The 25447-nt window shown below is 37.2% G+C and carries 24 protein-coding genes; 6 read left to right on the forward strand and 18 right to left on the reverse strand.

Features of this window, described 5'->3' with window-relative positions; translation table 11 throughout:
- Nucleotides 1-55: 55 nt before the first annotated feature.
- From ACIQVU_RS15240 to ACIQVU_RS15270, 7 genes are all read right to left on the reverse strand, one after another.
- Nucleotides 56-955 (reverse strand): SGNH/GDSL hydrolase family protein, encoded by a 900-nt coding sequence (locus ACIQVU_RS15240; protein WP_340807565.1) that lies wholly within the window; start codon nt 953-955, stop codon nt 56-58.
- A gap of 24 nt (nt 956-979) precedes the next feature.
- The gene (locus ACIQVU_RS15245; protein WP_340807567.1) at nt 980-2209 is read right to left on the reverse strand and encodes an aminopeptidase; all 1230 of its coding nucleotides are present in this window, start codon (nt 2207-2209) and stop codon (nt 980-982) included.
- A gap of 1 nt (nt 2210) precedes the next feature.
- A complete protein-coding gene (locus ACIQVU_RS15250) occupies nt 2211-3359 on the reverse strand; it encodes a DEAD/DEAH box helicase (RefSeq protein ID WP_340807569.1) in 1149 nt (382 codons plus the stop codon).
- A 206-nt stretch (nt 3360-3565) separates the two neighbouring features.
- Entirely contained in the window at nt 3566-4270 is a 705-nt protein-coding gene (cuyB, locus tag ACIQVU_RS15255) for a cysteate racemase (protein ID WP_340807571.1), read from the reverse strand.
- The gene (locus tag ACIQVU_RS15260) at nt 4270-5499 is read right to left on the reverse strand and encodes a carboxylate--amine ligase (RefSeq protein WP_340807572.1); all 1230 of its coding nucleotides are present in this window, start codon (nt 5497-5499) and stop codon (nt 4270-4272) included. Before ACIQVU_RS15260 ends, cuyB begins: the two co-directional genes overlap by 1 nt.
- Nucleotides 5500-5628: 129 nt before the next feature.
- Nucleotides 5629-6615 (reverse strand): C39 family peptidase, encoded by a 987-nt coding sequence (locus ACIQVU_RS15265; protein WP_340807573.1) that lies wholly within the window; start codon nt 6613-6615, stop codon nt 5629-5631.
- Nucleotides 6616-6687: 72 nt separating this feature from the next.
- Complete coding sequence (locus ACIQVU_RS15270) at nt 6688-8184, reverse strand: class I adenylate-forming enzyme family protein (RefSeq protein WP_340807574.1); 1497 nt, start codon at nt 8182-8184, stop codon at nt 6688-6690.
- Nucleotides 8185-8396: 212 nt separating this feature from the next.
- On the opposite strand from ACIQVU_RS15270, the gene ACIQVU_RS15275 reads away from it, so the two are divergent.
- Nucleotides 8397-8981 (forward strand): metallophosphoesterase family protein, encoded by a 585-nt coding sequence (locus ACIQVU_RS15275; RefSeq protein WP_340807575.1) that lies wholly within the window; start codon nt 8397-8399, stop codon nt 8979-8981.
- Nucleotides 8982-9122: 141 nt separating this feature from the next.
- Here ACIQVU_RS15275 and ACIQVU_RS15280 read toward each other — a convergent pair whose 3' ends face one another.
- From ACIQVU_RS15280 to ACIQVU_RS15290, 3 genes are all read right to left on the reverse strand, one after another.
- The gene (locus ACIQVU_RS15280; protein WP_402896206.1) at nt 9123-10874 is read right to left on the reverse strand and encodes a methyl-accepting chemotaxis protein; all 1752 of its coding nucleotides are present in this window, start codon (nt 10872-10874) and stop codon (nt 9123-9125) included.
- Nucleotides 10875-11080: 206 nt separating this feature from the next.
- Nucleotides 11081-11659, reverse strand: a complete 579-nt coding sequence (locus tag ACIQVU_RS15285; RefSeq protein WP_340807578.1) for a DUF305 domain-containing protein — start codon at nt 11657-11659, stop codon at nt 11081-11083.
- 225 nt (nt 11660-11884) lie between these two features.
- Nucleotides 11885-12535: a hypothetical protein gene (locus ACIQVU_RS15290; protein WP_402896209.1), complete on the reverse strand. Its 651-nt coding sequence runs from the start codon at nt 12533-12535 to the stop codon at nt 11885-11887.
- A gap of 662 nt (nt 12536-13197) precedes the next feature.
- Between ACIQVU_RS15290 and ACIQVU_RS15295 the strand changes: the two genes are divergently transcribed.
- The gene (locus ACIQVU_RS15295) at nt 13198-13539 is read left to right on the forward strand and encodes a hypothetical protein (protein WP_402896220.1); all 342 of its coding nucleotides are present in this window, start codon (nt 13198-13200) and stop codon (nt 13537-13539) included.
- A gap of 101 nt (nt 13540-13640) precedes the next feature.
- Here ACIQVU_RS15295 and ACIQVU_RS15300 read toward each other — a convergent pair whose 3' ends face one another.
- The 3 genes from ACIQVU_RS15300 to ACIQVU_RS15310 form a co-directional block, all read right to left on the reverse strand.
- Nucleotides 13641-13820, reverse strand: a complete 180-nt coding sequence (locus ACIQVU_RS15300; RefSeq protein ID WP_340807582.1) for a cysteine-rich CWC family protein — start codon at nt 13818-13820, stop codon at nt 13641-13643.
- Between the two features lie 83 nt (nt 13821-13903).
- Entirely contained in the window at nt 13904-14098 is a 195-nt protein-coding gene (locus ACIQVU_RS15305; RefSeq protein ID WP_340807584.1) for a gamma-type small acid-soluble spore protein, read from the reverse strand.
- 11 nt (nt 14099-14109) lie between these two features.
- Nucleotides 14110-14319, reverse strand: a complete 210-nt coding sequence (locus tag ACIQVU_RS15310) for a hypothetical protein (RefSeq protein ID WP_340807586.1) — start codon at nt 14317-14319, stop codon at nt 14110-14112.
- A gap of 151 nt (nt 14320-14470) precedes the next feature.
- On the opposite strand from ACIQVU_RS15310, the gene ACIQVU_RS15315 reads away from it, so the two are divergent.
- The gene (locus ACIQVU_RS15315; RefSeq protein WP_402896212.1) at nt 14471-14965 is read left to right on the forward strand and encodes a L,D-transpeptidase family protein; all 495 of its coding nucleotides are present in this window, start codon (nt 14471-14473) and stop codon (nt 14963-14965) included.
- A 76-nt stretch (nt 14966-15041) separates the two neighbouring features.
- Nucleotides 15042-16715, forward strand: a complete 1674-nt coding sequence (locus ACIQVU_RS15320; RefSeq protein WP_340807589.1) for a ribonuclease J — start codon at nt 15042-15044, stop codon at nt 16713-16715.
- A gap of 195 nt (nt 16716-16910) precedes the next feature.
- On the opposite strand, the gene ACIQVU_RS15325 is transcribed toward ACIQVU_RS15320, so the two are convergent.
- The gene (locus ACIQVU_RS15325) at nt 16911-17585 is read right to left on the reverse strand and encodes a restriction endonuclease subunit S (RefSeq protein ID WP_340807590.1); all 675 of its coding nucleotides are present in this window, start codon (nt 17583-17585) and stop codon (nt 16911-16913) included.
- Nucleotides 17586-17802: 217 nt separating this feature from the next.
- Here ACIQVU_RS15325 and ACIQVU_RS15330 point away from each other — a divergent pair, with 217 nt between their 5' ends.
- Entirely contained in the window at nt 17803-18192 is a 390-nt protein-coding gene (locus ACIQVU_RS15330; protein ID WP_340807592.1) for a helix-turn-helix domain-containing protein, read from the forward strand.
- A 28-nt stretch (nt 18193-18220) separates the two neighbouring features.
- Here the strand turns inward: ACIQVU_RS15330 and ACIQVU_RS15335 are convergent, their stop codons facing one another.
- The 4 genes from ACIQVU_RS15335 to ACIQVU_RS15350 all read right to left on the reverse strand — a co-directional run bounded on the left by ACIQVU_RS15335 (nt 18221) and on the right by ACIQVU_RS15350 (nt 23835).
- On the reverse strand, nt 18221-19096 hold the full coding sequence (locus ACIQVU_RS15335; RefSeq protein ID WP_402896215.1) for a radical SAM/SPASM domain-containing protein: 876 nt from the start codon (nt 19094-19096) through the stop codon (nt 18221-18223).
- A gap of 109 nt (nt 19097-19205) precedes the next feature.
- Nucleotides 19206-20609, reverse strand: a complete 1404-nt coding sequence (locus ACIQVU_RS15340) for a SpoVR family protein (RefSeq protein WP_340807594.1) — start codon at nt 20607-20609, stop codon at nt 19206-19208.
- 33 nt (nt 20610-20642) lie between these two features.
- Complete coding sequence (gene yhbH, locus ACIQVU_RS15345; RefSeq protein ID WP_340807596.1) at nt 20643-21800, reverse strand: sporulation protein YhbH; 1158 nt, start codon at nt 21798-21800, stop codon at nt 20643-20645.
- Nucleotides 21801-21939: 139 nt separating this feature from the next.
- A complete protein-coding gene (locus ACIQVU_RS15350; protein WP_340808624.1) occupies nt 21940-23835 on the reverse strand; it encodes a PrkA family serine protein kinase in 1896 nt (631 codons plus the stop codon).
- 313 nt (nt 23836-24148) lie between these two features.
- Between ACIQVU_RS15350 and ACIQVU_RS15355 the strand changes: the two genes are divergently transcribed.
- The gene (locus ACIQVU_RS15355) at nt 24149-25144 is read left to right on the forward strand and encodes a M23 family metallopeptidase (protein ID WP_340807597.1); all 996 of its coding nucleotides are present in this window, start codon (nt 24149-24151) and stop codon (nt 25142-25144) included.
- The last annotated feature ends 303 nt before the right edge of the window (nt 25145-25447 follow it).

Raw genomic sequence — 25447 nt, forward strand, 5'->3', positions numbered from 1 at the left:
CTTTGCCCATTCTATCCGTCATATAAAAAAAGCATCCTAAAAGTAAGATGCTAATTTATATATGTTCTATAAAAGCTGTGTAGCCCGGGAAGCCCTGCATACTATATGCGATACGAGCATGCTGCTGTGGTGCTGTTGCTTCCTCTGATTTTACCGATGCTTGTTGCCTTAAAATTTCCTCAAAGGATAAAGGATTCGGTTTCGGTAATTCAGATGGAGCGATATTGAAGGCATGACCACCACTATATGCTTGTAAAAAAGCATTAGCCATTTGTCGATAGCCTTCCATATTAGGATGCACATCCGCATTATTTGGTAAATAGTTTGTAGCATTTAATCCAAAGGCATCATAAACATCTACATAAATCGCTACAGCCTGCTCTGCCTGTTGCTGCAAAATCGCATTTAACTTTACCAACTGTGCATTTGTGCCCTCTTTTTGTGTAGCATGAACGGCTGGATAGGCAAAATAATAGCCCATCACATAAACCTTTGCTTTTGGCGCACGCACTGCTAGCTCCTCTAAAATGGCTACCCAATTTTTTCTTGCCATATTTAAAGCATAATCTGTTTGAAGCTGAGAATAGGCTAATGTCCCAGCATTTGGATTCACTTGTACTAAACGTAATAAATCATTCGCACCTGCTGACACTGTAATCAATGTGGCATCTGCTAATAGCTCCTGTGCCTCTTCCGTTTGAATACGCTCCAACACATCCGCCGTTGTAAAGCCCGGAAAAGCAAGCTTCTTTGTATAGGATGTTAATTGTCCTGTCAGCCTTAATTTCATCGCAATCAAATCACTATAGCCCGTGTCAATTTGCTGATAAGGCGTTTGCCCAGCGGCTAAGGAATCACCAAGCGCTACATAGCTTTCTGCTTGGGCAGAAACAGATGGAGCCCAATACATGATGGACAATAACATAACTCCTATTAAGCTCCATAGTCGCTTCATCTGCTTCCCCTCCAGTTCTTCCTACTAAAAAGCCCAGCTACCTTTACGGAAAATCGGCTCAACAGTACCATCTGGTAAAATACCATCAATATCCATATCACCGCTACCAATCATAAAGTCTTCATGTGTAACAGAAATATTTGCACCTAATGCTTCCAATTGACCATTTTCTAAGTCCCTGCCACCCTCTAAACAAGTTGGGTATGCCTCACCAATTGCTAAATGGTTTGACGCATTTTCATCGAATAATGTATTAAAATATAAAATTTCCGATGCTGAAATTGGTGATTCATGCGGAACAAGTGCAACTTCGCCTAGATAGCCTGAGCCTTCATCTACTTGGATAAGCTCTTGCAATAAATCATGCCCTACCTGTGCTTCAGCTTTAATAATTTTCCCTTCTTCAAATGTTAGCTTAAAGCCATCAATAATATTTCCTTGATAGACAAGTGGCTTTGTATTCGTAACATAGCCATTTACACCTTGCTTCATTGGCAGTGTATACACTTCTTCTGTTGGCATATTAGCAATAAAAACATTACCCTCAGGCGTTTTGCTACCGCCAGTAAGCCATTTATGCTGCGGTGCTAGAGCAATTGTTAAATCTGTGCCTGGTGCTGTATAGTGTAGCTTTGCGTATTTTTTACTATTTAACAACTTGGCACGTGCTTCTAAAGTAGCTACATGCTCACGCCAGTTATCCACGGCATTACCCTCTCCAATATGCACCGTTTTAAAAATAGCTTCCCATAATGCAGGTACTTGCTCTTCTGCTGTTAAATTTGGAAATACCTTTGCTGCCCACTTTGGTGAAGGTACTGCCACAATTGACCAAGCTATTAAATCCTTCATCACCGCATTGCGATAGTTTTTCAATGCCGCTCCTGATACTTTTTGATGTGTCGCTAATCGATCAGCAGGAATTCCCGTTAATTTATCAGGGTCTGCAGCATCAATCCATAATAGAGCCCCTTTTCGCTCAATCAGCTCGTCACGCATTTTCACAACCCATTCAGGGAAACGATTAAACTCCTCATCAGAAGCATGTTCAAAATAAGCACGATCTATTTCGTCATCGGAAAAATTAACATGGACACGCCCTGCACCTGCCTTATATGCTTCTTTCACGACTAATCGAGCAAAATCTAGTGCATCCACTGATGTATTTACTAATAAATATTGACCTGGTTGAATATTAACGCCAACTTTTACTGCAAGCTCTGCATAGGCTTGTAATTTTTCTGCAAATGTCATACTATTTCCCTCGCTTCTGTCCAATTGTTTTTGAGTTCCCCTCTACTAGCTTGCCGTCATGCCATACTTTTTGCATTGACTTGCCTGGGATTTCCCTTGTCCATTTTTTATACGTTTTTTCATCACGATATGATAATAACGTTAATACTTCACCATCTGCCCCAGCACGGCCTGTACGACCTGAGCGATGTAAATATTGCTCCATTGTTCGTGGGACATCAACATGAATAACATGTGTTAAACCTGCAATATCTAAACCACGAGCAGCAATATCCGTGGCAATTAAAATTCGTGCATCCCCTTTACGGAATGCATCTAAAGCTTTTTTACGCTCTTCTTTTTTCATATCAGAATGCAGCGTTACAATTGGTGCTGAGCGATATTGTAGCTTTGTTTCCTTCATTAATAATTGGTCGATATTATTAACAAAGGCTAATGCTCTTAGCCCTTCTGTATGGGATAATCGACGCAGGAAGTCTGTTTTATCGCGCTCCTCTACCTTTACAAAGGAGTGAATAACTTTGCCGACCTTTAGCATGTCCTCTGGCTTAATTTTAAAACGAACAGGCTCAAACATCATACGACTTGCCACTAATTCAATTTCCTCTGTAATTGTCGCTGACACAACAACGACTTGTCGCCCATAGGCAGAGCCTTCAATAAAGGATTTAATGACAACACGATATTCACGGCTTAGTAATTGATCACATTCATCTAAAATAACCGTTTCAACTTCTTTCAGCTTTAATTTGCCTGCGCGTGCTAATTCATTTAAACGACCAGGTGTCCCAACAACAATTGTTGGCTTTTTCTTTAGCTTTTCAATTTGACGTGCAGCATTTGCACCACCAATAAGCTGTTGAACTGTAATATCTGTGCCTGCTGTCCACTCACGGATAACTTCCACAATTTGCATGGCTAATTCCTGTGAAGGAGCAACAATGAGCCCTTGTGTTTGCTTTTTTGCGCCATTTACCTTATTCAATAATGGCAAAACATATGCCAATGTTTTCCCTGACCCTGTTGGCGACTCGGCTACAATATCCTTCCCTTCAAGCATTGCGGGTATCATTTCCTCTTGGATTTTCATCGTTGTTTCAAACTTCCATTTTGCTTGTAATTCTTCTTTTAATAAATTAATCACTGACATGTTAGTTCCCACCTTCTATCTGCTTGACATTAGTTTAACACACTAAGCACATTCCTACTTTATCTATACGCAAACAAGTGTCCTCTCGTTTCAAGAAACCATTGAAAAAATCTGCCTAACTTTAACACGGAAAAGTAAGTCTATCCATAATTCTTTAAAGACTTATAGCTTACCCGTGACAAGCAAGCAGATTTTTATTCATTCAATTACGATTCAACAAGCTCATAACCACAAGCTAAAATCGCACATTCCGCTAAAACAATTAAAGAATCAATATAAATATTGCTGAGCTTTAAATCTCTGTTCACAATCGAAAGCTCTGTACAGCCTAAAACAATACGATCACACTGTAATGCTAGCATTGCTTCCTCTATTGGCTGCCAATCCTCTAATGTCACATCCTTGCCAGCCTTCACATAATCATAAATAATGGACATGACATATGTTTTCATCTCATTATCTGGAACAACTGGTGTAATGCCATATACCTCTAAAGCTTCTTGATACATACGTGAAGTTAATGTGCCTGTAGTGGCTAAAATGCCAACACGCTTTGCTCCTAAGTCAGCTGCACGTTTCGCTGTTTCACGAATCATATGCAATACTGGAATGGGTGAGCCTTCCTCAATTTCTTGATAGAAAGTATGGGCGGTATTACATGGAATAGCAATCATATCTGCTCCAACTGATGCCAATTTTTTAGCATCCTCAATAATTACTGGAACTGGATTATCCTTTGTAGAGTCTAAAATAAAAGCTGTACGATCAGGGATATTTGTATCATTATCGATAATGGTATGTAAATGCTCCTGATCCTTTTGTGCCTTTGTACGTCTTACAATCGTTTCACCGATAAACATTGTTGCAAGTGGACCAACGCCACCAATTATACCTAAAGTTTGTTTTTTCATTAGTTAGACAGACCTTTGTTATTAAAATATTTCTTATATTTGCGATAAAAACTTAAATTATCTAGCGTTATATTTAGCCAACGCTTAGCATTCATATCCTTATAATTAAAAATAGAATCTGTAGCCATCCCTTGGCGAATTAGACTTTTGGCTTCAATAACAAGCTGTTCATTTTGTACATATTTAAACAAAACACCATTTGGTACAATTGTCCAAAGATGCTTATTTTGTACATATGTTAATGACTGCTTGCTGCCACGAATAAAGTCATCCGCCACATATTGCATTAAATTATAGCCACTCGCTGTCACATAATAGTTAGAAAGCTCATTATGTAATTCAATACTTAATAATTTATATTGACCATCACGATCATCATATTTCATATCAAATGTAGCAAAGCCTTGGAATTGTATCGCCTCTAAAAATGACTTAACCGTATCCATTAGCTCCTGATGATAGGTTGTGATAATAGCCACATAACGACCAATGCCCTCTGGAGAATGCTCCTCTAAAATAGGATTGCCAATAGCTAGTAGCTTTGTCTTACTATCCTGCCCAACATAGGCATTAATAACCCGCATATTCGCATCCTCACCAGGGACGTATTGCTGAATCATTAAGTCATCACGATACGCCGATTCCTTATAAATAGTATGGAATATATGATCTTTTTCCTCTTTATCATATGCAATATAGACATTTTTCTTACCAGGAAAAATACATGTGGTATACTTTGTCATATTCATCGGCTTTATCACAACTGGATAATCAAATGGCATCTCATATTCTTCATAATCATTTACAGTACATACATGCATAGTAGGATAATGAAAACCAAACTGCTCACATAGCCTGTACATGCTTTCGCGTGTTAATAGCTGATTAGCCAGCGCTGCATCCACATAAGGAACAATAAAATCCTCTGTTAGCTCCTCTTTATGTGCGACAATTTTTTTTACATAAAACTCATCACAGGCTAATAGCAATAGTTTTTTCTCTGCAAACTCCTGCGCAATTGCCTTTAATGCTGTTACAAAGCGCTCCTCTACATGAAGCCTTGGTACTTCATGGAAGATCATTAAATCACTTTGTTGAATCTTTTCCATATTTGTATGATTTAGTACAAGTGGCTTTACTCCATAGGCTTCGTAAAACGCTCGAGCCATGCCATATGCATTCATTTCATTCCCTAGTAGAACTGGTAAAAAAGTGTGCTCAATGGCCATGCTACTCAACTCACCTTTGCTTTTTTTCTTAGTGTAACATACTTCAAATAAGTTTATCCCGCATCGCGGACAGGAAGCTGTACTGCAATAACAGGCGCACAAGGCGAGGTGGAAGATGAAGCAGTCATTTTATTTATGAACAGCTACTGCTTGTGAGCCTAGTTCCTTATAGCTTTTAAAAAATTGGTCTACATCATATGTGACATAGCCTTTTAACGGGTTCATGACAACTACTTTATCTCCTAAATGCCCTGTTAACACAACAGCATGTAGGTTCATATAAGCAGCATGTGATGTTGTTTCTCCCTCATATATCCAGCCTCTCGATGCATTTGTTTTTGGTTCTGATAAATCAAGCGTTACCCATGTTACAACAGGTACTCCCTCTCGCACAAGCTGTAAAAGCTCCTCCTGTGAGGAATTACTTTTATTTGTTACACGTAAATCTGCTTGCTTATCCGCAATAACAGCCTCTGCTGCCTTGACAATAGGCGCAGCAAAAACATACATTCCGTTAGCTTTGTCACGCGGATTACCCGCAAAAGCATGATGCGGATTTGGCCCAAAGCGCTGATTGCCTTCAGATTGTATTTTCTGCTTTGGTAAATAATTATCAGCCATTTCTAGCTTTGATACATGTAAGCCATAATAATTTAATACGGCTGTGAGCGATGTAATTTCACAGCCATGTGGAAGCTCAGGATTTTGCATAACAACAGGCACACCCAACTCTTGCTCATCTCTTGAAAAATGTGTTTGTAATCTATAGTAGGGCTTTGTTGTATCATACGTAAAATGCTCAATCGTTGTGTAGCCGTTATTGGTTGTGCTATTTTCAAGCGTCGTTGCAGCTATCGCATATTCTCGCCCTTCTTTTAGCTGTGAAAATCTCGCTTCTCCCTCTTCTGAACCAATCGCTTCCTCTACTACTTCTCCAGTTTTTACATCTGTCACAGTAAGATAAAGATTCGGAATGGGTGCTCCGCTAGTAAATTCCACTGTTAAAACCGTTAATTGATTTTTACTTGCTTCCTGCTGCGAATTTGGCTGACAGCTAGCTAGTAGCATTAGCGTTAAAATACCTATCAATATATAGCGTTTACTTCTTGTCCACAAGACAAATTCCGCCCCTATTCATTTTGTCGTAGACTTTTATTATACGATAATTTTATAGATGTTCCTATCATCTTAACGATTACTTACTTGTGGTCGCAATGTATGCTTTAAGACCTTACCAGAGGCATTGCGTGGCAGCTCTGTTATAAATTCAATTTCATATGGTACTTTATATTTTGCAAGCTGTGTATGACAATACGCCAAAATTGTCGCTTCATCAGTGGATTGTCCCTCCTTTAACACAACATATGCTTTTGGCACTTCACCATACACTTCATGCGGTAAGCCAACGACTGCTGCCTCTAAAACCTCAGGGATTTGATATAATACTTCCTCCACTTCAATAGGATAAATATTTTCACCACCACGAATAATCAAATCCTTTTTCCGATCCACAATATATAAGTAGCCTTCCGTATCAAAGCGTCCTAAATCACCTGAATAAAGCCAACCCTCTTTAATCGTTCTAGCTGTTTCCTCTGGATTGTGCAAATAGCCCTTCATTACCTGTGGTCCTTTGACACAAATTTCGCCTACCTCACCAGCTGGTACTGGCTTGCCCTCACTATCAACTACACACACCTCTGTCTGTGCTAATGGCTTGCCGACTGAACCAATTTTCGTTAATGCATCACTATCCAGTAAAGAGGTAGCTGCTGGTGAATTTTCTGTTTGACCATATAAATTTTGTACTTTTACATTTGGAAATGCCTCTTTCACCTGCTTGACAAGCTCATAGGGCATTGGAGCTGCTCCATAGCATAATAAACGCAAATGCTGAAGGCTATGTTCCTTGAATTGTGGTGTATTTAAAATAATGGTATACATGGCTGGCACGCCAAAGAAAATCGTTGCCTCTGTTGCAGCAATTTGTGCTAATGTTTTAGCTGGCGAAAAGGCTTCTTCAATAATAACTGTCCCGCCTTGATAAAACATTGGCATTGCAAAAACATGAAGTCCCGCACAATGAAATAAAGGTGTACAAATAAACATTTTATCGCTCTTAGACATTTGCATCGACGCTGACCAAATTTGTGCTGTTGCAGCAATATTTTCATGTGTCAGCATAACGCCCTTTGGCTTGCCAGTTGTCCCAGACGTATACATCACTACTGCTGTATCGTGTGATTCCCATTGTACAGCCTTTCTCACACCATGATCTTGCTCAACAATAGCTGTCATTTCCTGCAAACTAACTACATGCTGAAATTCATAAGAAATATCCTTGAATGTTTCCTCTATTCTTTCATCATAAATAAGCCCCTTTGCCTCTGAATGATTGATAATAAATTCAACCTCAGGAGCGGCTAATTTAGTATTAATCGGCATGACAATAAAGCCAGCTAGCTGCACACCAAGGTAAGCGATTAAAAATAAATCTGAGTTGAGTGTATATAATGCAATTACATCATCTTTTTTATAGTCTTGCTCTTGTAAATACGCTGCAAATCTTTCTACACGTTCGTAAAAATCTTGATAGCTTAGCTTTTTGCCATTGTATGATGTTGCTATTGCTTCAGGTTGTTGCATCGCATAGTTTTCAAGAATATCTGTCATGTACATCGTCATTATAAACCCTCCAAAAATTTATTTTTGTGCATGCTAATAGTAAATCTTTAAACTGCTAAAAATTCAGAAAATTACGATTATATTTTATCAAGTAATCAATTTCTTAGCAATTTTCCCACTCAATTAAAATATTCTTAGACATTTTCCTTTTCTCATAATTTCTCTTAGGTGTATGATACCTTTATGATTATGTTAAGAAAGGCCTGATTTACATGCTTTATGCACTTTTAGGAGATTTACATTCTAATATAGAAGATACAAAAGCTGTGCTAGCACATATTCAAGAAACAGCTGGAGAAGCAACAATTATTGGGCTAGGTGATTTATATGAATGTACCGTTAGCAAGAAAAAGGCACAAAAGCTCTCTGATTTACCTTTACACAAAGCAGCCATTGTAGAAAACGAATTTGAGCAATTGCTAACTTTTCCTTCTATACGAGGTAATCAGGAAGAGCGTATTACACAAGTAACTGGCATTAGCCGCTTTCAAGCATTGCCTGAAACAATGGAGATTGAAGGTGCAATATTGATGCATGGGCATCAGTTTAAGTGGAGTGTTAGTTGGCAGCCGACATTCCCACCATTTCAAAAATCACTACTGTTCTTTGGGCATAGCCATGAGTCAGGTCTTTATCACCAGCAAAAAAAGCTCCCCATTCGTATTCGATATGGGGAGCCAATCTCACTACAAGATAAGCAATACGGTGTAAACGTAGGCTCTGTTGTCGATCATCATGAATGGTGTCTTTACGATAGCCATGCACGAACAATTACATTTATGCGTGCTCTGCCCTAACATAATGTTACTATTATATTTTAAAACAGAAAAGGAGCCGTTCAAAAAATCATGTTGAAACGGCTCCTTTGTGACTACCACAGATAGAAGCTAGGGCTGTCCAATTATTTTTTGGGACAGCCTTTTTACTTCCACAAGTCATTAATGAATATATTGTTTTTTCTCGTTTAATAAAATCTCTTTTAACGTTTTTAATTTATCAATTACAATATATGATTGTTCTGTAATTACCTCAAGATATTTTTCTGCCTCTGCTCTATTGCCTAAATTATATTCGCGTACAGCTTTTTTAGCGATATCATGAATGCGAATAAACGGCTGTTCTAATTCTAAATAGGCACGCTCTTGACCTAGTAGTTTTTTGCCTGTACCGTAATACCATTCGCCGAGTCGTGATTCCTGTGGTGTGCCCACATCCTGCTCAGTCATTGTTTCAAAACCTAACAATAAATTATAAATTTTCCAACGCCATAATAAATGATCTGTAATCGCTAGCGCAATAATATCCTCTTGACTAAGAATAAAGTTTTTCGAAATCGTAGTAGAACGATATCCATCAATCATTTTACTTAATTTATAAATAGCTGATCCCATATCAAAAGCAATTACTTTACTTTTTTGCATACTTTCTGTAATAGTACGATTTCGTTCGGAAATAATTGTAGCAGATTGCGCTTGTACTTTCGTTGTTGTAGCAATTTCTTCAAAGTGTGCGCCCTGCTGTTGTAGGCTTTTATTTAATTCGCTAAGCGTTTGTGAAATGTGGAGGGTATCTGTTACACCTTGGTGTAAATCTTGGGAAAACTGATTGGTCATTGAGCTAATATTATTTGTAATTTGAAGTAGCTGCTGTATATCTGTATGAATAGATTTTACGGATGTGCTTGTATCATCTGCAAGCTTACGAACCTCCTCTGCCACAACAGCAAAGCCTTTCCCCGCTTCTCCTGCACGAGCAGCCTCAATCGATGCATTTAACGCTAATAAATTCGTTTGATCTGCAATTCTCTTAATCAGCTCCATTAGCTGTGCTACGCTATTGACACGCTCCACTAAACGATGAATATCCTCCTGCATGGATTTATGACCCTCGTCTGTTGTTTGCAAAATTGTTGATACTTGTTGAAGCGACTCCAAATCTTGATTTAATTTGTGTAGTACATCTTTTGTCTGCGAAGAAATATCCCCAACAGAGGAGGCAATATTTTCAATACTTTCATCTAGCTCATGCATCAATTGATCTGCTGCTACAATTTCCTCCTGCTGTATTTCTTGGAATTCAATCAGCTCTTTAATCGTATCTAATTGGGTATTATAGGTAATAATTTCACCTAAGCCATTCACAACAGAGCCTGCTTGAATTTCAATATAGGTTTCTACAATAATCTGTTGATCAATCGTTACTAAACTATCATAGGACAGCAAAACATCCAGCATTTTCTCTTGATCGCGTGAGAATTCCTTAACAATAAGCGGAATAATTAACTGATTAATCAATGTATAAGCAGAAATCATCCAGTTTGGCAGCACACCAATTTGGGCATGCACATAAGCAATTTTGCGTCGTTTAAATACATAATCTAAATCTAATTCATCATTAAACAGACTAATAAAATGCGAATCAAACAACCCTTTTAAGCGTTCTACGGATGAATGCGTATAAATAACATGATTAAACTCTGGTATTTCCAGTAAACGGTCATAAAAGTTATCGAGAATGTATTGACGATTATCCTCATAAATTTTGTGTAAAAATCTAACCGATTCCCTTCTAATTCGAGATAATGCTAAGAAGTCCAATTTTTCTTTAAAACGCTCATTAGCTTCAATATCTGAATTTCTCGTAGCTGAGAAATAATCATAATTTTGATTAACCTTCTTCCTCTTGAACATCACACCACTCCCATTTTAAATTTTAATGCAAAAATCCTAATATTGTAAATCCAAATAACTATCTTTCGTCACTGCCTTCAACCAATAAACACTTATATTTTACCAGTAATAGAAAAACAAAAATAGTTTCGAAAAAATCTTTATATAGAAAAACGCTAAAATCCTATAAGACTTTAGCGTTGGAAAGTATACTATTATTTACGATGCTAGCAATCGCAATCTTGCAGACTATCCAGTAGCTTTTCCATAAGAGCCAACTGTTCACATAGCGTTTGAATCATACATTGCAAAACAGGTATTAACTCTTGGCAAATACAAAATCTCAGTACATTTTGTGCAAGACGAATACCCCCTTGATGATGCACAATCATTTCTCGCAAATAGTTAATATTAATGCTATTAGATACTGGTGGCGCACACATTGCTTGGAACATTGCTTCAGTAATTTGCTGGTAAGCACACATATATTCATAGAGCTCACACTCTGAATTTTGGACAATACAGCATCGATTTTGTAGTGCCTCTAGACTATCAACTATTTCTTGATGTGTTTTAATAATATCTAATGCAAGATTTTGTACAGAAATATTTGTTGTATATCGCAAAACATTTTCTGACATTTTAATTGCCGCTATTTGATGTGGGATAATTTGCTTAATAAAGTTTTCTGAAATACTACATGTAATGGTTACATAGGTCATACCCTGCATCATTTTATTGAGGATTTGCTGGTATTCCTCTAAATATGCCTTTGTAACATTACTCAGCTCAATTGACTTAGCCATTATTAGACACACTCCTTTCAGAGTAATATATGCCTACTAGGTTGTTATGCGATAGACAGTTGTACCAATTTTTTCTACGGATAGCAATGTTTTGTGTACCGAAGAAACCTTCTTTATAAAAAACACTTATTGCAGAGTTATCATCATTTCACCATATAAAATAATTCATAATAAAAATGCTTTAAATGGGAGTAATTAATGATCCATCTAAAGCATTTTTATTTATTATAATTTTTTGTTTAATTGGGCCTCTAAAAAATGTTTACGCTCAAATGCTCGCTCTAAAAGCAATTGTTGTTCCTTCGCTTTCTTTTTTGCAAATAGTTTATGCATATCCTCAAGGGACATGAAGCCTTTATCCTTCGATACCATCCCTAAATCCATAACCATACGCATAATATCCAACTGACGCTTATTATCCTCTACATCCCTAACGCCATATCTTTCTGTTAATAGTACCGAAAAATCCCAATTTCGATCTTTAATAATAGCTTCTGTTAATCCTACATTTTGTTCATTTACGACTTCCCCTTGTTCTAGTAAATAGCAAAAGTCGAAATAGTGTATCGAAAATGAAACAGCCTCTTGACTTCGCTCTCCTGCATCAGCTATAAAATGTAAAAAAGCACGGTGTGTAGCATCAACTTTATCCGCAGATTGTTGCCAGCGTTCAATCTGTTCTTTTGTGAAGTTTTCTGAAAATACTGCATTCCTTCCTATTCGCAACCCAAATTTCCACTGAGCGCCATATTTATCTACTATAATTTCGCTCTCATCATTCTCTAATTGTATTTTAAAATTTTCATCTGTTTTTTCTACTGATTTCTTTGGTGCTGCCTGTATAGTTTGCTGTGCTGGATTAATGGATTGAATCATTATAATCACCCTTTCCTTAATTCTACCAAATTTATAATTTTCGGCTTATATTAAGCGCTCTATCAAAACTTATAGTTGATCTCCATTCTGCTATAAACACTTAAATCTTTAGAAGTTATACGGACGCCTTTCCAATTAATCGGTATCAAAACTAGAAATATTAAACAATATTTTATAATAAAAGGTGAATAATGTAAAACATCCATTAACTTTCATTGATATAAAGTTAAAATCATGCGTGTTGATTAACCTTTATTTTACAGAGAATCGCTTAGAATTCATTGATTTCTGTTACAGGTGGACGCTTTCTGCGGGTGTGGCTTCAACTCATTTATTTCGGCAAATGCCGAAATAAATGGATTTTCAGCTCGCACTTTTTCCGCTAGAGTCGCCACCTTTCACGCCAATCAACGAGAGAATGCTTTAGACAAAGCGTTTTCCTTCTCACAACACGCAAATGAATAGCCAATATTTAGATAATCAACACGCTTGAGTTAAAATATTCCTAATAAAGAGTTATTACGAATGAATTATTAATTGCAATACTATTTGTAACAAGTATCACTTTTATTAATATTGGAAGTGCTGTTGCTACATCTGACCCAATTAAACCCACTCCAACTGCTTCTGCACCAGGTTTAATATAAATTGATATTAATGGGATTTCAAGCGATGGTATCAATTGGGAAATTTTTCATAATCAAGTGATTTACCGCGCTAATACAATATTCTCAACAGATGATGATGTTTATATCAGAGTAAGATATACTGGCTACTCAAATACTAATATTATCTATAATGGTACTCAGTCATTTAATAACAAAACAGCCGTAAACTATAACACTACATATATAACTTCTGGGAACATTGTTGTTGGTTTTGTACGTTATTATAAAATTCCTGTATCTGCTTTCACTGGTGGTTATTCTTTAAAGGTTTTAGGATTCAGCGTAAATGCTGGTCAACAAATTTGGAGTAATACTGTATCATTTTCAGTAGAGTAAGCAAAAATGCTTTAGATCGGTTATTATACCAATCTAAAGCATTTTTATTATATGTAATCGATTTCTTACAATGTTTACCTTTTATATAAAGATCTGGCTAATTATTTTTTATAGTTAGCCAAACATTTTTGACAAATGCATTTCTGTCGTTCTCCCTCTACCTTCGTTAATAATTGCTGTGGAAAGTTCACCGTCATACACCAGCAATGCTCCTTCCCTTTTGCCACACCACAATGGTTTTCCTCTCCACATAATGGGCAGCCTTTTTCTTCACCTGACATTATGTCACCTCTTTCTATATTTTCTAACATTGTAACAGCAAAAAGGAGGAGCACTCCAGATGCATACTCCTCCTAATCGTTTATTACTGATGCTTGTGTATATCCTGCTTTACTTCCTCAATATCTGTATCACTATAAATAGCTGTTCCATGTCCGCCACTTTGAGCTAGCAGTGCTTTTACTTCATTATAGGATAAGCCGGCCTCTGCATTTTTTCGCTTTACTTCATCAATATTAGTACCCGCAGCAGTCAATCGTACTTCTTTATCCTGATTCATAGCATTTCCTCCTAGAGTTCATCTGGCTGCATTTCAATTAACTCATCGCCTTCTCGTTTGACTCGTTTATTGAGTTCTTCAATTGGAATGGCATCTACTGTTTGCATATCTTCATGTAAATCGAAAAGACTAATGGTATCAGATTCAACCATATCAGGCTTATCCTTACTGTTTAAATGCATAAATTGTTTCTTATCATCAGGCACTTTTTCTATATCCATTATATCACCCTCCTTTTCCTTTAATGTGTGTTATACGCCATAAATCATGTGTCTTTTCCTCATAAGCGCTAAAAATCCTGTATTTCGAAAGCCATTAAAACCATTTTTCGCATATAGTAGAACAATCATCTTTTTACAGGAGGGAAAAACATTGATTCATACCGTTAAGGCTGGAGAAACTTTGTCCCAAATTGCACGAGATTATCGCACGCCATTGCAGTCCATTATTGCTGCCAATCCGGGAATTCAGCCTGATATTCTTTATATTGGTCAGCAAATTGTAATACCTGGTTTCCCGAATCCTGCCAGCATTCCTTATCACATTGAAATTTCTACTAATAATCGCTGGCTGCGTTTATATCACCATCATACACTGCAAAAGCAGTACCCTATTGCCGTTGGCCGTATGCTACATGAAACACCAATAGGCAGCTTTATTATTATCAATAAAGCGCCAAATCCAGGTGGTCCATTTGGAACGATGTGGATGAGTTTATCAAAGGAGCATTATGGCATTCATGGCACCAATGATCCTAGCTCCATCGGCCATGCCGTATCACATGGCTGTATTCGCATGCAAAATAGAGATGTTGAAGAGCTCGCAAGCATTGTGCCGATTGGTACTGAAGTTATTATTCATCCATAGCATCTTTTCGTATAGGATAAAACATTCCAAGCTATACTACATAATGGCATTAGTTAGACATTTAGGAGGGAATGCAGTGTCCACAAAAAAGCAGCAATTATCCATATTCGCCCTAGGTGGCATTAATGAAATCGGTAAAAATATGTACGTCGTACAGTATTCAGATAGCATCATCATTATTGATTGTGGTGCAAAATTTCCAGATGAAACTTTACTTGGCATTGATTTAATTATTCCTGATATTAGTTATTTACTTGAGAATCAAGAAAAAATTAAAGCCTTAATCGTGACACATGGGCATGAGGATCATATTGGCGGTATTCCATATCTTTTAAAGAAAATCAATGTACCTGTTTACGCTACTCGCTTCACATTAGGACTAATTGAGCTAAAACTAAAAGAGCATAAGCTTTTAAGAGAAACCGATTTAATAGAAATTCATGCAGATATTACACTACAATTTGACCAAATGGCAGCTAGTTTCTTTAAAACCAGCCATAGTATACCTGATTGCTTAGGCATTGTTTTATCTACACCTGAAGGAAATGTTGTGCATACAGGTGATTTCAAATTTGATTTAACACCTGTTAATAATCAGTTTGCAGATATTCATAAAATGGCTGAAATTGGCTCGAAGGGAGTGCTTGTGTTAATTTCAGAAAGCACGAATGCAGAAAGATCAGGCTTAACTCCCTCTGAACAACTTGTTGGACAGCATATTGAGGAGGCCTTTTTACATGCAGAGCGTAAAATTATTATTTCCACCTTTGCCTCAAATGTGAATCGTATTCAGCAAATTGTCAACGCAGCTATACTCACTAATCGAAAGCTAGCCTTATTAGGCCGCAGTATGGTCAATGTTGTGGATGTTGCAATTGAACGTGGCTACTTAGATGTTCCAGATGATCTGCTAATTGATGCTCGCGAGGTAAAGTATCTCCCCCCTGAAGAAGTAGTAGTGCTCTGCACAGGGAGTCAAGGGGAGCCTTTAGCTGCACTTGCTCGTTTAGCGAATGGTAGTCATCGCGAGGTGAAAATTTTGCCAGATGATACGGTAATTTTAGCCGCATCCCCTATTCCGGGCAATGAAAAGGGTGTTTCTCGTATTGTCGATCATTTATTCCAGCTTGGGGCCAAAGTGATTTATGGCTCTTCTAGTCATACTGGAATGCATGTGTCAGGACATGGCTATCAAGAGGATTTAAAACTTATGCTAACATTTATGAAGCCTAAATTTTTTATTCCGATTCACGGTGAATTCCGTATGCTGCATCAGCATCGTTTATTGGCAGAAGCTATTGGTGTTGAAAAAGGGCATACATTTATCTTGAAAAATGGCGATGTCGTCGATATTGAACATTCAGAGGCTCGGCAAACACGTAAAATTCCAGCCGGGGATACTTATGTGGATGGTATAGGAATCGGTGAGGTTGAAGGCATTGTACTACGTGACCGCAAGCAGCTTTCAGAGGATGGCATGCTTGTTATTGTCTTAACATTAAATAAAGCAGATGGCACTGTTATTTCAGAGCCAGATACTATTTCACGGGGCTTTGTATATGCAAAGGATTTTGAGGAGCTATTAACAAAGGTCAACATGCTGACAAAGGAAGTTATTCATAAGCTACAAACAGAAAGCCGACCACAAATACATGTGTTGCGCCGAGAAATAAAAAAAGCTGTAGGACAATATTTATTTACTCAAACAAAACGCAAGCCCATGATATTGCCAATTATTATTGAAATTTAATAAGTCAGTGCGAAGAGTTTTTCCTTTGCTTGCGGGTATTCGCTCTGCTCGTGAGTATTCGCTCCAGCTTCGCGGGTATTCACTACAGCTCCGCGAGTATCTATTCTGCTCGCAGATTTTCGCTCCAGCTCTGCGGGCATTTACTCCCGCTTTGCTTCAGATAACTCTGCACTGACGTTATTTGCTTTATGTTTGCTATAGATTATTAAGTTTTTGACAAAAATTATGTTCATGTACATCTGCTAAAAATTGGTCATTAAAAATTTTATGTAGTATTTCCATATATAAATATTGTAGCTGCTCAAATCCTTGATGTAAGTTTCTAGATTGCTGATTTGCTTGTTGCGAAATATTGCTAAAATACCGTGGAAGCCCTTCGACTGCTGTTATTAAAAAATCCCGATTTGCTAGTAATTGTTGAATCCTATTTAACAGATGAACAACCTGATACTGAATTGCAATTGTTGGTAAATCAATGACGATCTGATAAATATTTTTCCCTTCTTTATTGAGCTGATACCACTTAAAAAAATGAAATAAATAATCACTTACAACAATCGATTCATTTGGTATGATGGCGATAATGCCACGACCAATACATAGCTCTGTTTCACATTGGTATATATTTGTGTCCTTTAAGTTTAGCTTAGTCACCAGTATGCTTTTAGCAGGTACTTGTAAAAATGAGTATTGCTCTTGTATAGAACGACTAACTTTCGGCAATGAATGAATACGACCTTTTCTAAATAATTGATTAAATGTTTCTTTCGTTATGAAAGGAGTTCCATCCCTAGTTAAATATTTGTCATTCATCATCATCTCGCCCATTTTAATTTCTGCTACCTCTTCTAATGAATAGCACTCCATCATATTTTCATCCCCCAATCTTATGTTGTAGTTGCTGACCATCAGCATAATGCTGTTTTCAAAATGCTTATTTAGTTGTTTCAATTAGGTCATTTGGCTAAGAAAAAGTATTACTCTAAAGATTGTACCATTTTAATGTAACATTTTCTCTATTATACCACTATAATAGTATAGTCATTTTAGTTGTTTTTCACTAGCTTTTAACATAGAGGTGAATCATATGTCAGATTTTTTAAAGCTAGTAGGTGAACAACTCCGTATTATTCGATTATCTAAAGGGCTAAGTCAGGAAGAAGTAGCTGAAAGAACAGGGAAATTAGGCTTTAGTAAAGGACGTATTTCCAATATTGAACATGGGCAATCCAATATAACGTTAAGTACATTGGAAACACTTATGAAGGCATTAGATATTTCCCCTGAAGAGCTTTTTAATTTTCAAAAATTATCTGGCGTTACTGATATTGAGGAAAAAAACCTCATGCTAGACATTCATCGCTCATTACTACGGGAACGTAACTTAGACGAGGTAAAATATGTAGTACGCATTACAAAGGATTTTTTAGATACGATTGATTCACAAACAAAGAAAAACAGCTCCAATGGTCAATAGCCTTGGAGCTGTTTCTTCCTATTCAACATTACATACCAAATTTCTGACGATAGCCACATTTTTTGCATAGCTCTTCTACAGCCTCTCTCCGTGAGAAGCCGTCTACAATACGATTAGCACGCTCCCCCTCTACAATTTCCGCAAAGGGTTTTTCATGGACATTGCCTAAATTAATAACACCTTCCCCATCTAGACAGCAAGGTACAACTGTACCATCTACTAAAATGGCTGCCTGACTACGCAATGCATGGCAAAAGCCTTTTCCCTCATCCTCAGGCGCTAATAGGCTTGGCCATCTAAATTCATGGTCTTGATTCAAATAAATATGAGGACCGATTTTAACCCCTTTACCGGGCTCTACCTTTTCTTCAATATGGTAATCCAAGCCATACTCGTTCTCTAAAATTTCTAATGTTTCCCGATTGCGACGTGCTGCAATGTCAGAAACATGATCCTTTTGTAAATTCCATAAACGATAAGAAATAATTGTGTTATATTCTCTAGAGTCACGTACAAAATCCAAAATATCCCCTAAATATTTCTCACGGTTTTCTGAACCTTCATGACCGTCAAAGCTATGTAAGGAGAAATTAATTTGACGTAATGCTGGCTTGCCTAATAATTTTTCACGATTCTTTTTAATAAGTGTACCATTTGTTGTAATATTGACTTTAAAGCCTTTTTCATGAGCAACATCTAGCAGTTGGTCAATGCGTGGGTGTAAAAGTGGCTCCCCCTTTACATGCAAATAAATATATTTTGTATGTGGACGAATTTCATCTAATATATTATTAAATTGCTCCACTTTTATAAGCCCCTTTGCACGAGCTGTTGGTGGGCAGAAGCTACATGCTAAATTACAAACACTCGTTATTTCTATATATACCTTTTTAAATGTTTTCAACGTTTTTTCACCGTTCCAGTTCCGTAATTATTCAACTCTATTTTAACAAATTCGTAGATAAAAAACTTCTATCTGTTCAAATATCCTTTTAACAGATAGAAGCTTTTAGCTATATATGCCGTTTCGTGTTTTTGGTGCCATCATATGAGTATAGCATAGGTTTATTATCTACATAGGTTTCCAAATGCACAGGACGTCCCCATAGCTGATAAATATAAGGCAGTACATTTTCTAAATAACGAGGGTCCAGCTCCATGCCTTCATAGCCATGTACTAAATATAGCTCACCATTGCGTAAATAATCGCCATTTTTCACAACAATATATGGGAAGCCGCCATTCACGCGCATCGATACAAGCTGATCTCGTACTATTTCATGGTCTTTATCTGTAATACGATAGTCATTGCCCTTTTTTTGGAATAAATATAAATCTTCTCGTTTTGCCAAATCTTTTGTTAAATAGTTGCGGATAAAGGAAATATCAGATTCAATTTCCCGCACCTCAAATATTTTATCGCGCCCAGAGTTTGGCTTTACCCCTAGCTCCTTCATCTCCTCAGTAGGGTGATCGTAGCGATATTCAATATCCTCAAAAATTTTAATGCCCAGATAATATGGGTTAATGGATGTTTTTGATGGTTGCACGACCCCTGCATTTAATTTAGCATACTCAATCGTTTCTGCAGTTGTTAGATGTAACTCACGCATAATTCGTTGATGCCAAAAGGATGCCCAGCCCTCATTCATAATTTTCGTTTCTAGCTGGGGCCAAAAATAAAGCATTTCCTCACGCATCATTGTTAAAATATCTCGCTGCCATTCCTCCAGCTCGCGACTATACTCCTCTAAAAATAATAATAAATCCTTTTCGGGCTTTGGCGGAAAATGCTTTAAACGTCGCTTTGCTGGCTTATAGACCTTTTCTTTTTCCTCGATGCTCCATAAATCATCATATAAGGAGCGTGTTGGCAGCTTTTCCTCCTCCTGCTCATCCTCATCGCTCCAAGATAGCTTTGGTCGTACAAGTGAGGGGTCAATATGCTCTTGAATGGCTAAGACTGCATCCAAAAAACGCTCAACCTCATCCTTGCCATACTCCCTTTCATAGCTAGCAATGCGTTCAGCCGTGGCAGTCATGCTCTCCACCATATCTCTTCGTGTATTTGAAAAACGAACATTATTTTTGAAAAAATCACAATGCGCTAATACATGGGCAATAATTAATTTATTTTGTGTTAATGTATTTGTATCCAGTAAAAATGCGTAGCACGGATTGGAATTAATAACAAGCTCATAAATTTGACTAAGCCCTAAATCATATTGAAGCTTCATTTTATGAAACTGCTTACCAAAGCTCCAATGTGAAAAACGTGTAGGCATGCCATAGGCTCCAAATGTATAAATAATATCTGCTGGACAAATTTCGTAACGCATCGGATAAAAATCTAAGCCAAAGCCTGAGGCAATTTCAGTAATTTCATCAATGGCTCGATGAAGCGCTTTTGTATCCATTGTACGCCTCCTCCTTTGAACGTGATACTGACCTTACTCTTCATTTTTTTTAAAAAAGCTTTTTAACGCATCATAGACATCACCTTTTTTACGCAAAATATGGTATCTAAACTTGGGATCATCTATTTTTTTATACGTATACATTAATGTTGAAAAACGATTATGCTGATTGACCTCCCCATAGCCAAACATACTGGACACATCCATTAGCTCTCCAACAAGCTTTAAACACTTCTCATTATCCATTGAAATATTTTCACCATCTGAAAAATGCACAGGATAAATATTGTAGCGTGAAGGGTGATACTTCTCCTGAATTAACTCTAATGCCTTTTTATAAGCAGATGAGCAGATTGTTCCGCCACTTTCACCCTTTGTAAAAAACGCCTCCTCTGTTACGACCTTTGCCTCTGTATGGTGTGCAATAAATTCTATTTCAACGGTTTCATATTTTGAACGTAAAAACTTTGTCATCCAAAAGAAAAAGCTGCGTGCACAATATTTTTCAAAAGCTCCCATCGAGCCACTTGTATCCATCATCGCCAGCACAACTGCTTTAGATTCTGGCTTCTCAATCTCATCCCATGTTTTAAAACGCAAATCATCATTATGAATAGGTGTTATTTGTGGCTTGCCCTGCATCGCATTGCGCTTTAATGCATTTAAAATTGTGCGCTTTTTATCAACATTGCCCATTAAGCCTTTTTTGCGAATATCATTAAATTCTATTTTTTCCGTTTTAATATCTGCCTTTTCTTTCTGCTGCAAATTCGGTAGCTCTAATTCGTGAAATAACACATTTTGAATTTCCTCAATGCTTACTTCCGCTTCATAGTAATCTTGACCAGGCTTGTCACCGGCTTCTTTGCCATTGCCCTGCCCCTGATTGCCCTTGCTGCCATCACGCGCCACAACATCCCCAATATTACTATCACCTTGTCCTTGCCCTACATGCTTAGAGTTATCATAGTTATAACGAATTTTATATTCATCTAGGGAACGTATTGGGATTTTAATAACCTCACGACCATTGGACATTACAATGCTTTCTTCACTGACTAAATCAGGTAAATTATTTTTTATCGCATCTTTTACTTTCTCCATATGTCGCTGTTGGTCTTGGTGCCCTTTACGATGGAGGGACCAATTTTCCTGAGAGATAACAAACCCCTTATTTTCGTGTTCAGTCATTTTTATCCTCACCCATCTATTAAATTCACTTTTTCTATCCTATGCTTGAAAGCCACGTTCTTGAACTTTTTTCGTAAAATCAATTCTGATAATAAAAGGAGTGCCCTTAAAATCGGACACTCCTATCTAGCTTAGGTCTTTAGCGATTAAGCAAGCTGCCTACATATTGCAGCAATTCATTGGCAGATGTTGTGTTGTAGCCATGCTCATCCACAAGCCTTGCCACAACCTCATTAATTTTCTTAAGCTGTGATTCATCAGGCATTTTTGAAGAGGTTGTAATTTTCACAACATCTTTTAAATCAGCGAATAATTTCTTTTGAATCGCTTCTCGTAATCTTTCATGAGAATTATAGTCAAAACGCTTGCCTTTTCGTGCATAGGCAGAAATGCGAATAAGAATCTCCTCACGAAATGCCTTTTTAGCATTTTCTGAGATGCCAATTTGCTCCTCAATCGAGCGCATTAATTTTTCATCAGGATTCATTTCCTCACCAGTGAGTGGATCGTAAAGTTTATGCTTATTACAAAATGCCTCTACATTATCGAGATAATTATTCATCAATGTTTTAGCCGATTCCTCATATGAGTAGACAAATGCCTTCTGCACCTCATTTTTAGCAATTTCATCATACTCTTTCCGTGCCACTGCAATATAATTCATATATTTTTCGCGATCCTCTTGAGAAATGGAAGCATGCTGATCCAGGCCATCCTTTAGTGCTCGTAAAACATCTAATGCATTAATGGATGGTACTTCTTTACGAATAATCGCAGAAGAAATACGGTTAATAATATAGCGTGGATCAATGCCGTTCATGCCTTCGTTCGGAAACTCTTTTTTCAGCTCCTCCAAGTCAACGGAATTAAATCCCTCCACATTTTCTCCGTCGTACAAGCGCATTTTCTTAATTAAATCCACACCTTGCTTTTTCGGTACTTCCAATCGAGTGAGAACCGAAAAGATTGCTGCGGCCTTTAAAGCATGCGGTGCAATATGGACATGGGACATATCGCTCTCTTTAATCATCTTTTCATAAATATGCTCTTCCTGACTCACCTTTAAGTTATACGGAATTGGCATCACAATAATACGAGAATGCAATGCTTCATTCTTTTTATTAGAAATAAACGAGCGATATTCTGTTTCATTTGTATGAGCAACAATTAACTCATCTGCGCTAATTAACGCAAATCTGCCTGCTTTAAAGTTCCCCTCCTGTGTTAAGGATAATAAATTCCATAAGAATTTTTCATCCAGCTTCAGCATTTCTTGGAATTCCATCATACCTCGATTCGCCTTATTCAGCTCTCCATCAAAGCGATATGCACGAGGGTCAGACTCTGAACCAAATTCACCAATCGTTGAAAAATCAATGCTTCCTGTTAAATCTGCAATATCCTGTGATTTAGGGTCTGATGGTGTAAATGTTCCAATGCCTACACGTTTATCCTCTGAAAAAGTAATACGTTCAATCATCACATTTTCAATACGTCCATCATATTCCTTTTCAAGACGCATCGTATTTAAAGGTGATAAGCTCCCCTCAATTCGTATACCGTATTCTTCAAAAAAGTCGTTACGCAAATGATGTGGAATTAAATGCAACGGGTCTTCATGCATTGGACATCCTTTAATGGCATAAACTGCGCCCTCATCTGTGCGCGAATATTGCTCTAACCCTCGCTTTAACAAGGTAACAATTGTTGATTTACCACCACTAACAGGTCCCATTAATAATAAAATACGCTTTCTAACATCTAACCTGCGTGCTGCTGGATGGAAATATTCCTCCACCAACCTTTCAATTGCTGATTCAAGCCCAAAAATTTCATGTCCGAAAAATTTGTACATTTTTTGCCCATCGCGTTCCTCTACACCAGCACTTTTTATCATATTGTAGACGCGTGAATGGGCTGTTTGAGCAACTTCAGGTCTTTCCCTAATAATGTTTAAATACTCTGCAAATGTTCCTTCCCACTTCAGCCTATTTTCTTCTTCGCGATAGTTTTTCACTTTATCTAAAATGTTAATAGCCTTCCCTCCATTCAGGGCTTGATTTATAACATACTATGAAGGAAATGACATGATGATACCCATTACTTTTTCTTTCCTACAGTTTCTTCTTATCCATTCTTGTTTAAAGTTGTCCCAAACACTTGTGAAATCAGGCTAAAACTACATTTATAATTAATTAAGGGAATATTTTTGCTTAGCAAAAGTGACATACTTTATTCATTCATGCACATAGGCAGCACGTCTGTTAGTATGTATTTTTTCCACTAATAAGCTTGCTGAATGAAGATAAAAATTTCGGTTATTCTAACGTTAGAAAGGAGGTCCATCATTGTATCGCCATTGTCAATTTCTTTTATTGTTCATGCTGTTAGGGGCGTTTTTGTGCCCAATTCCCTCTTTCGCAAAGGAGGAGCTTACAGAAGCAGAACTTTTACAGCAGCGTATGTCCTATTATGTACAATTTGATGAATTACTCATTCCTTGGCATTTTTTAGCCGCTATCGACCAATATGAAAGAAATCTACAATCCGTTCGTAAAGATATTCCAACAAGAGATGGCTATTTGGCTATCCAATTTTCAGATGAATATTGGTCAGGAGCATTAAACCCTATAAAAGAAGATACAAATCCTGAAACCATTAGCTACTTTGGAGGAATGGGCTTAGATGGAAATAATGATGGTATTGCAAGCCCACAAGATGATGAAGATGTTATTTTCTCGATGGCTAGCTATTTAGGCAAATTTGGCAACACAGATGAAGACTTTAAATTAGCGTTATGGGAATATTACGGCAGCGAAGAAGCTGTTAATCAAATTGTGACGATTTCGACATTATACAGGCACTTTAAAACAACAGAGCTGGATGACCATACCTTTCCAGTTAGCATTCAGTCTAATTATAGCTACAGGGGCACATGGGGAGCAAATAGAGGCTGGGGTGGACGTCGTATCCATGAAGGCACAGATATTTTTGCAAACTATGGAACACCTGTCTTATCTACCTCATATGGCATTGTTGAGATAAAAGGCTGGAATCAATTTGGTGGCTGGCGTATTGGTATTCGTGACAATCATAATTCCTATCATTATTATGCCCATCTTGGTAGCTATCATAAGGATATTGAAGTAGGTACAATTGTAAAGCCAGGCACTGTTCTTGGCTATGTTGGCAGCTCTGGCTATGGTAAAGAAGGAACATCTGGTAAATTCCCTCCACATCTGCACTATGGTATTTACAAATTTAATGGCAGAACCGAATGGGCATTTGACCCATATCCTTCCTTATTACAATGGGAGCGTCAGGCAAAAAATCAAAAACAATAAATGGATTTTATTAAGAGCACTTCAAGCATTTTGCTGAAAGTGCTTTTTTAATAAACATATCTCAAAAAGGTATCAAATAGTTGTTATACTACTATATATTTTTGATTATTTATGGAATTGTATAAGCGAAACTATTATACTAAAAAACTATTTTCAATAAAGTTCTTAAGTATTTATAAAAATAGGTATAAAATAATAATTATTATTGCAGACTGTAGACAAACTCAATGAATTTTGAGTTTGCCTACAGTCTTTTTTCTTTTACAATAAAATAAAGTAAAGCCGTTGATTTCCACTACGGGC

This window comes from Lysinibacillus sp. NPDC098008, assembly GCF_044760715.1.
Classification (GTDB): domain Bacteria; phylum Bacillota; class Bacilli; order Bacillales_A; family Planococcaceae; genus Lysinibacillus.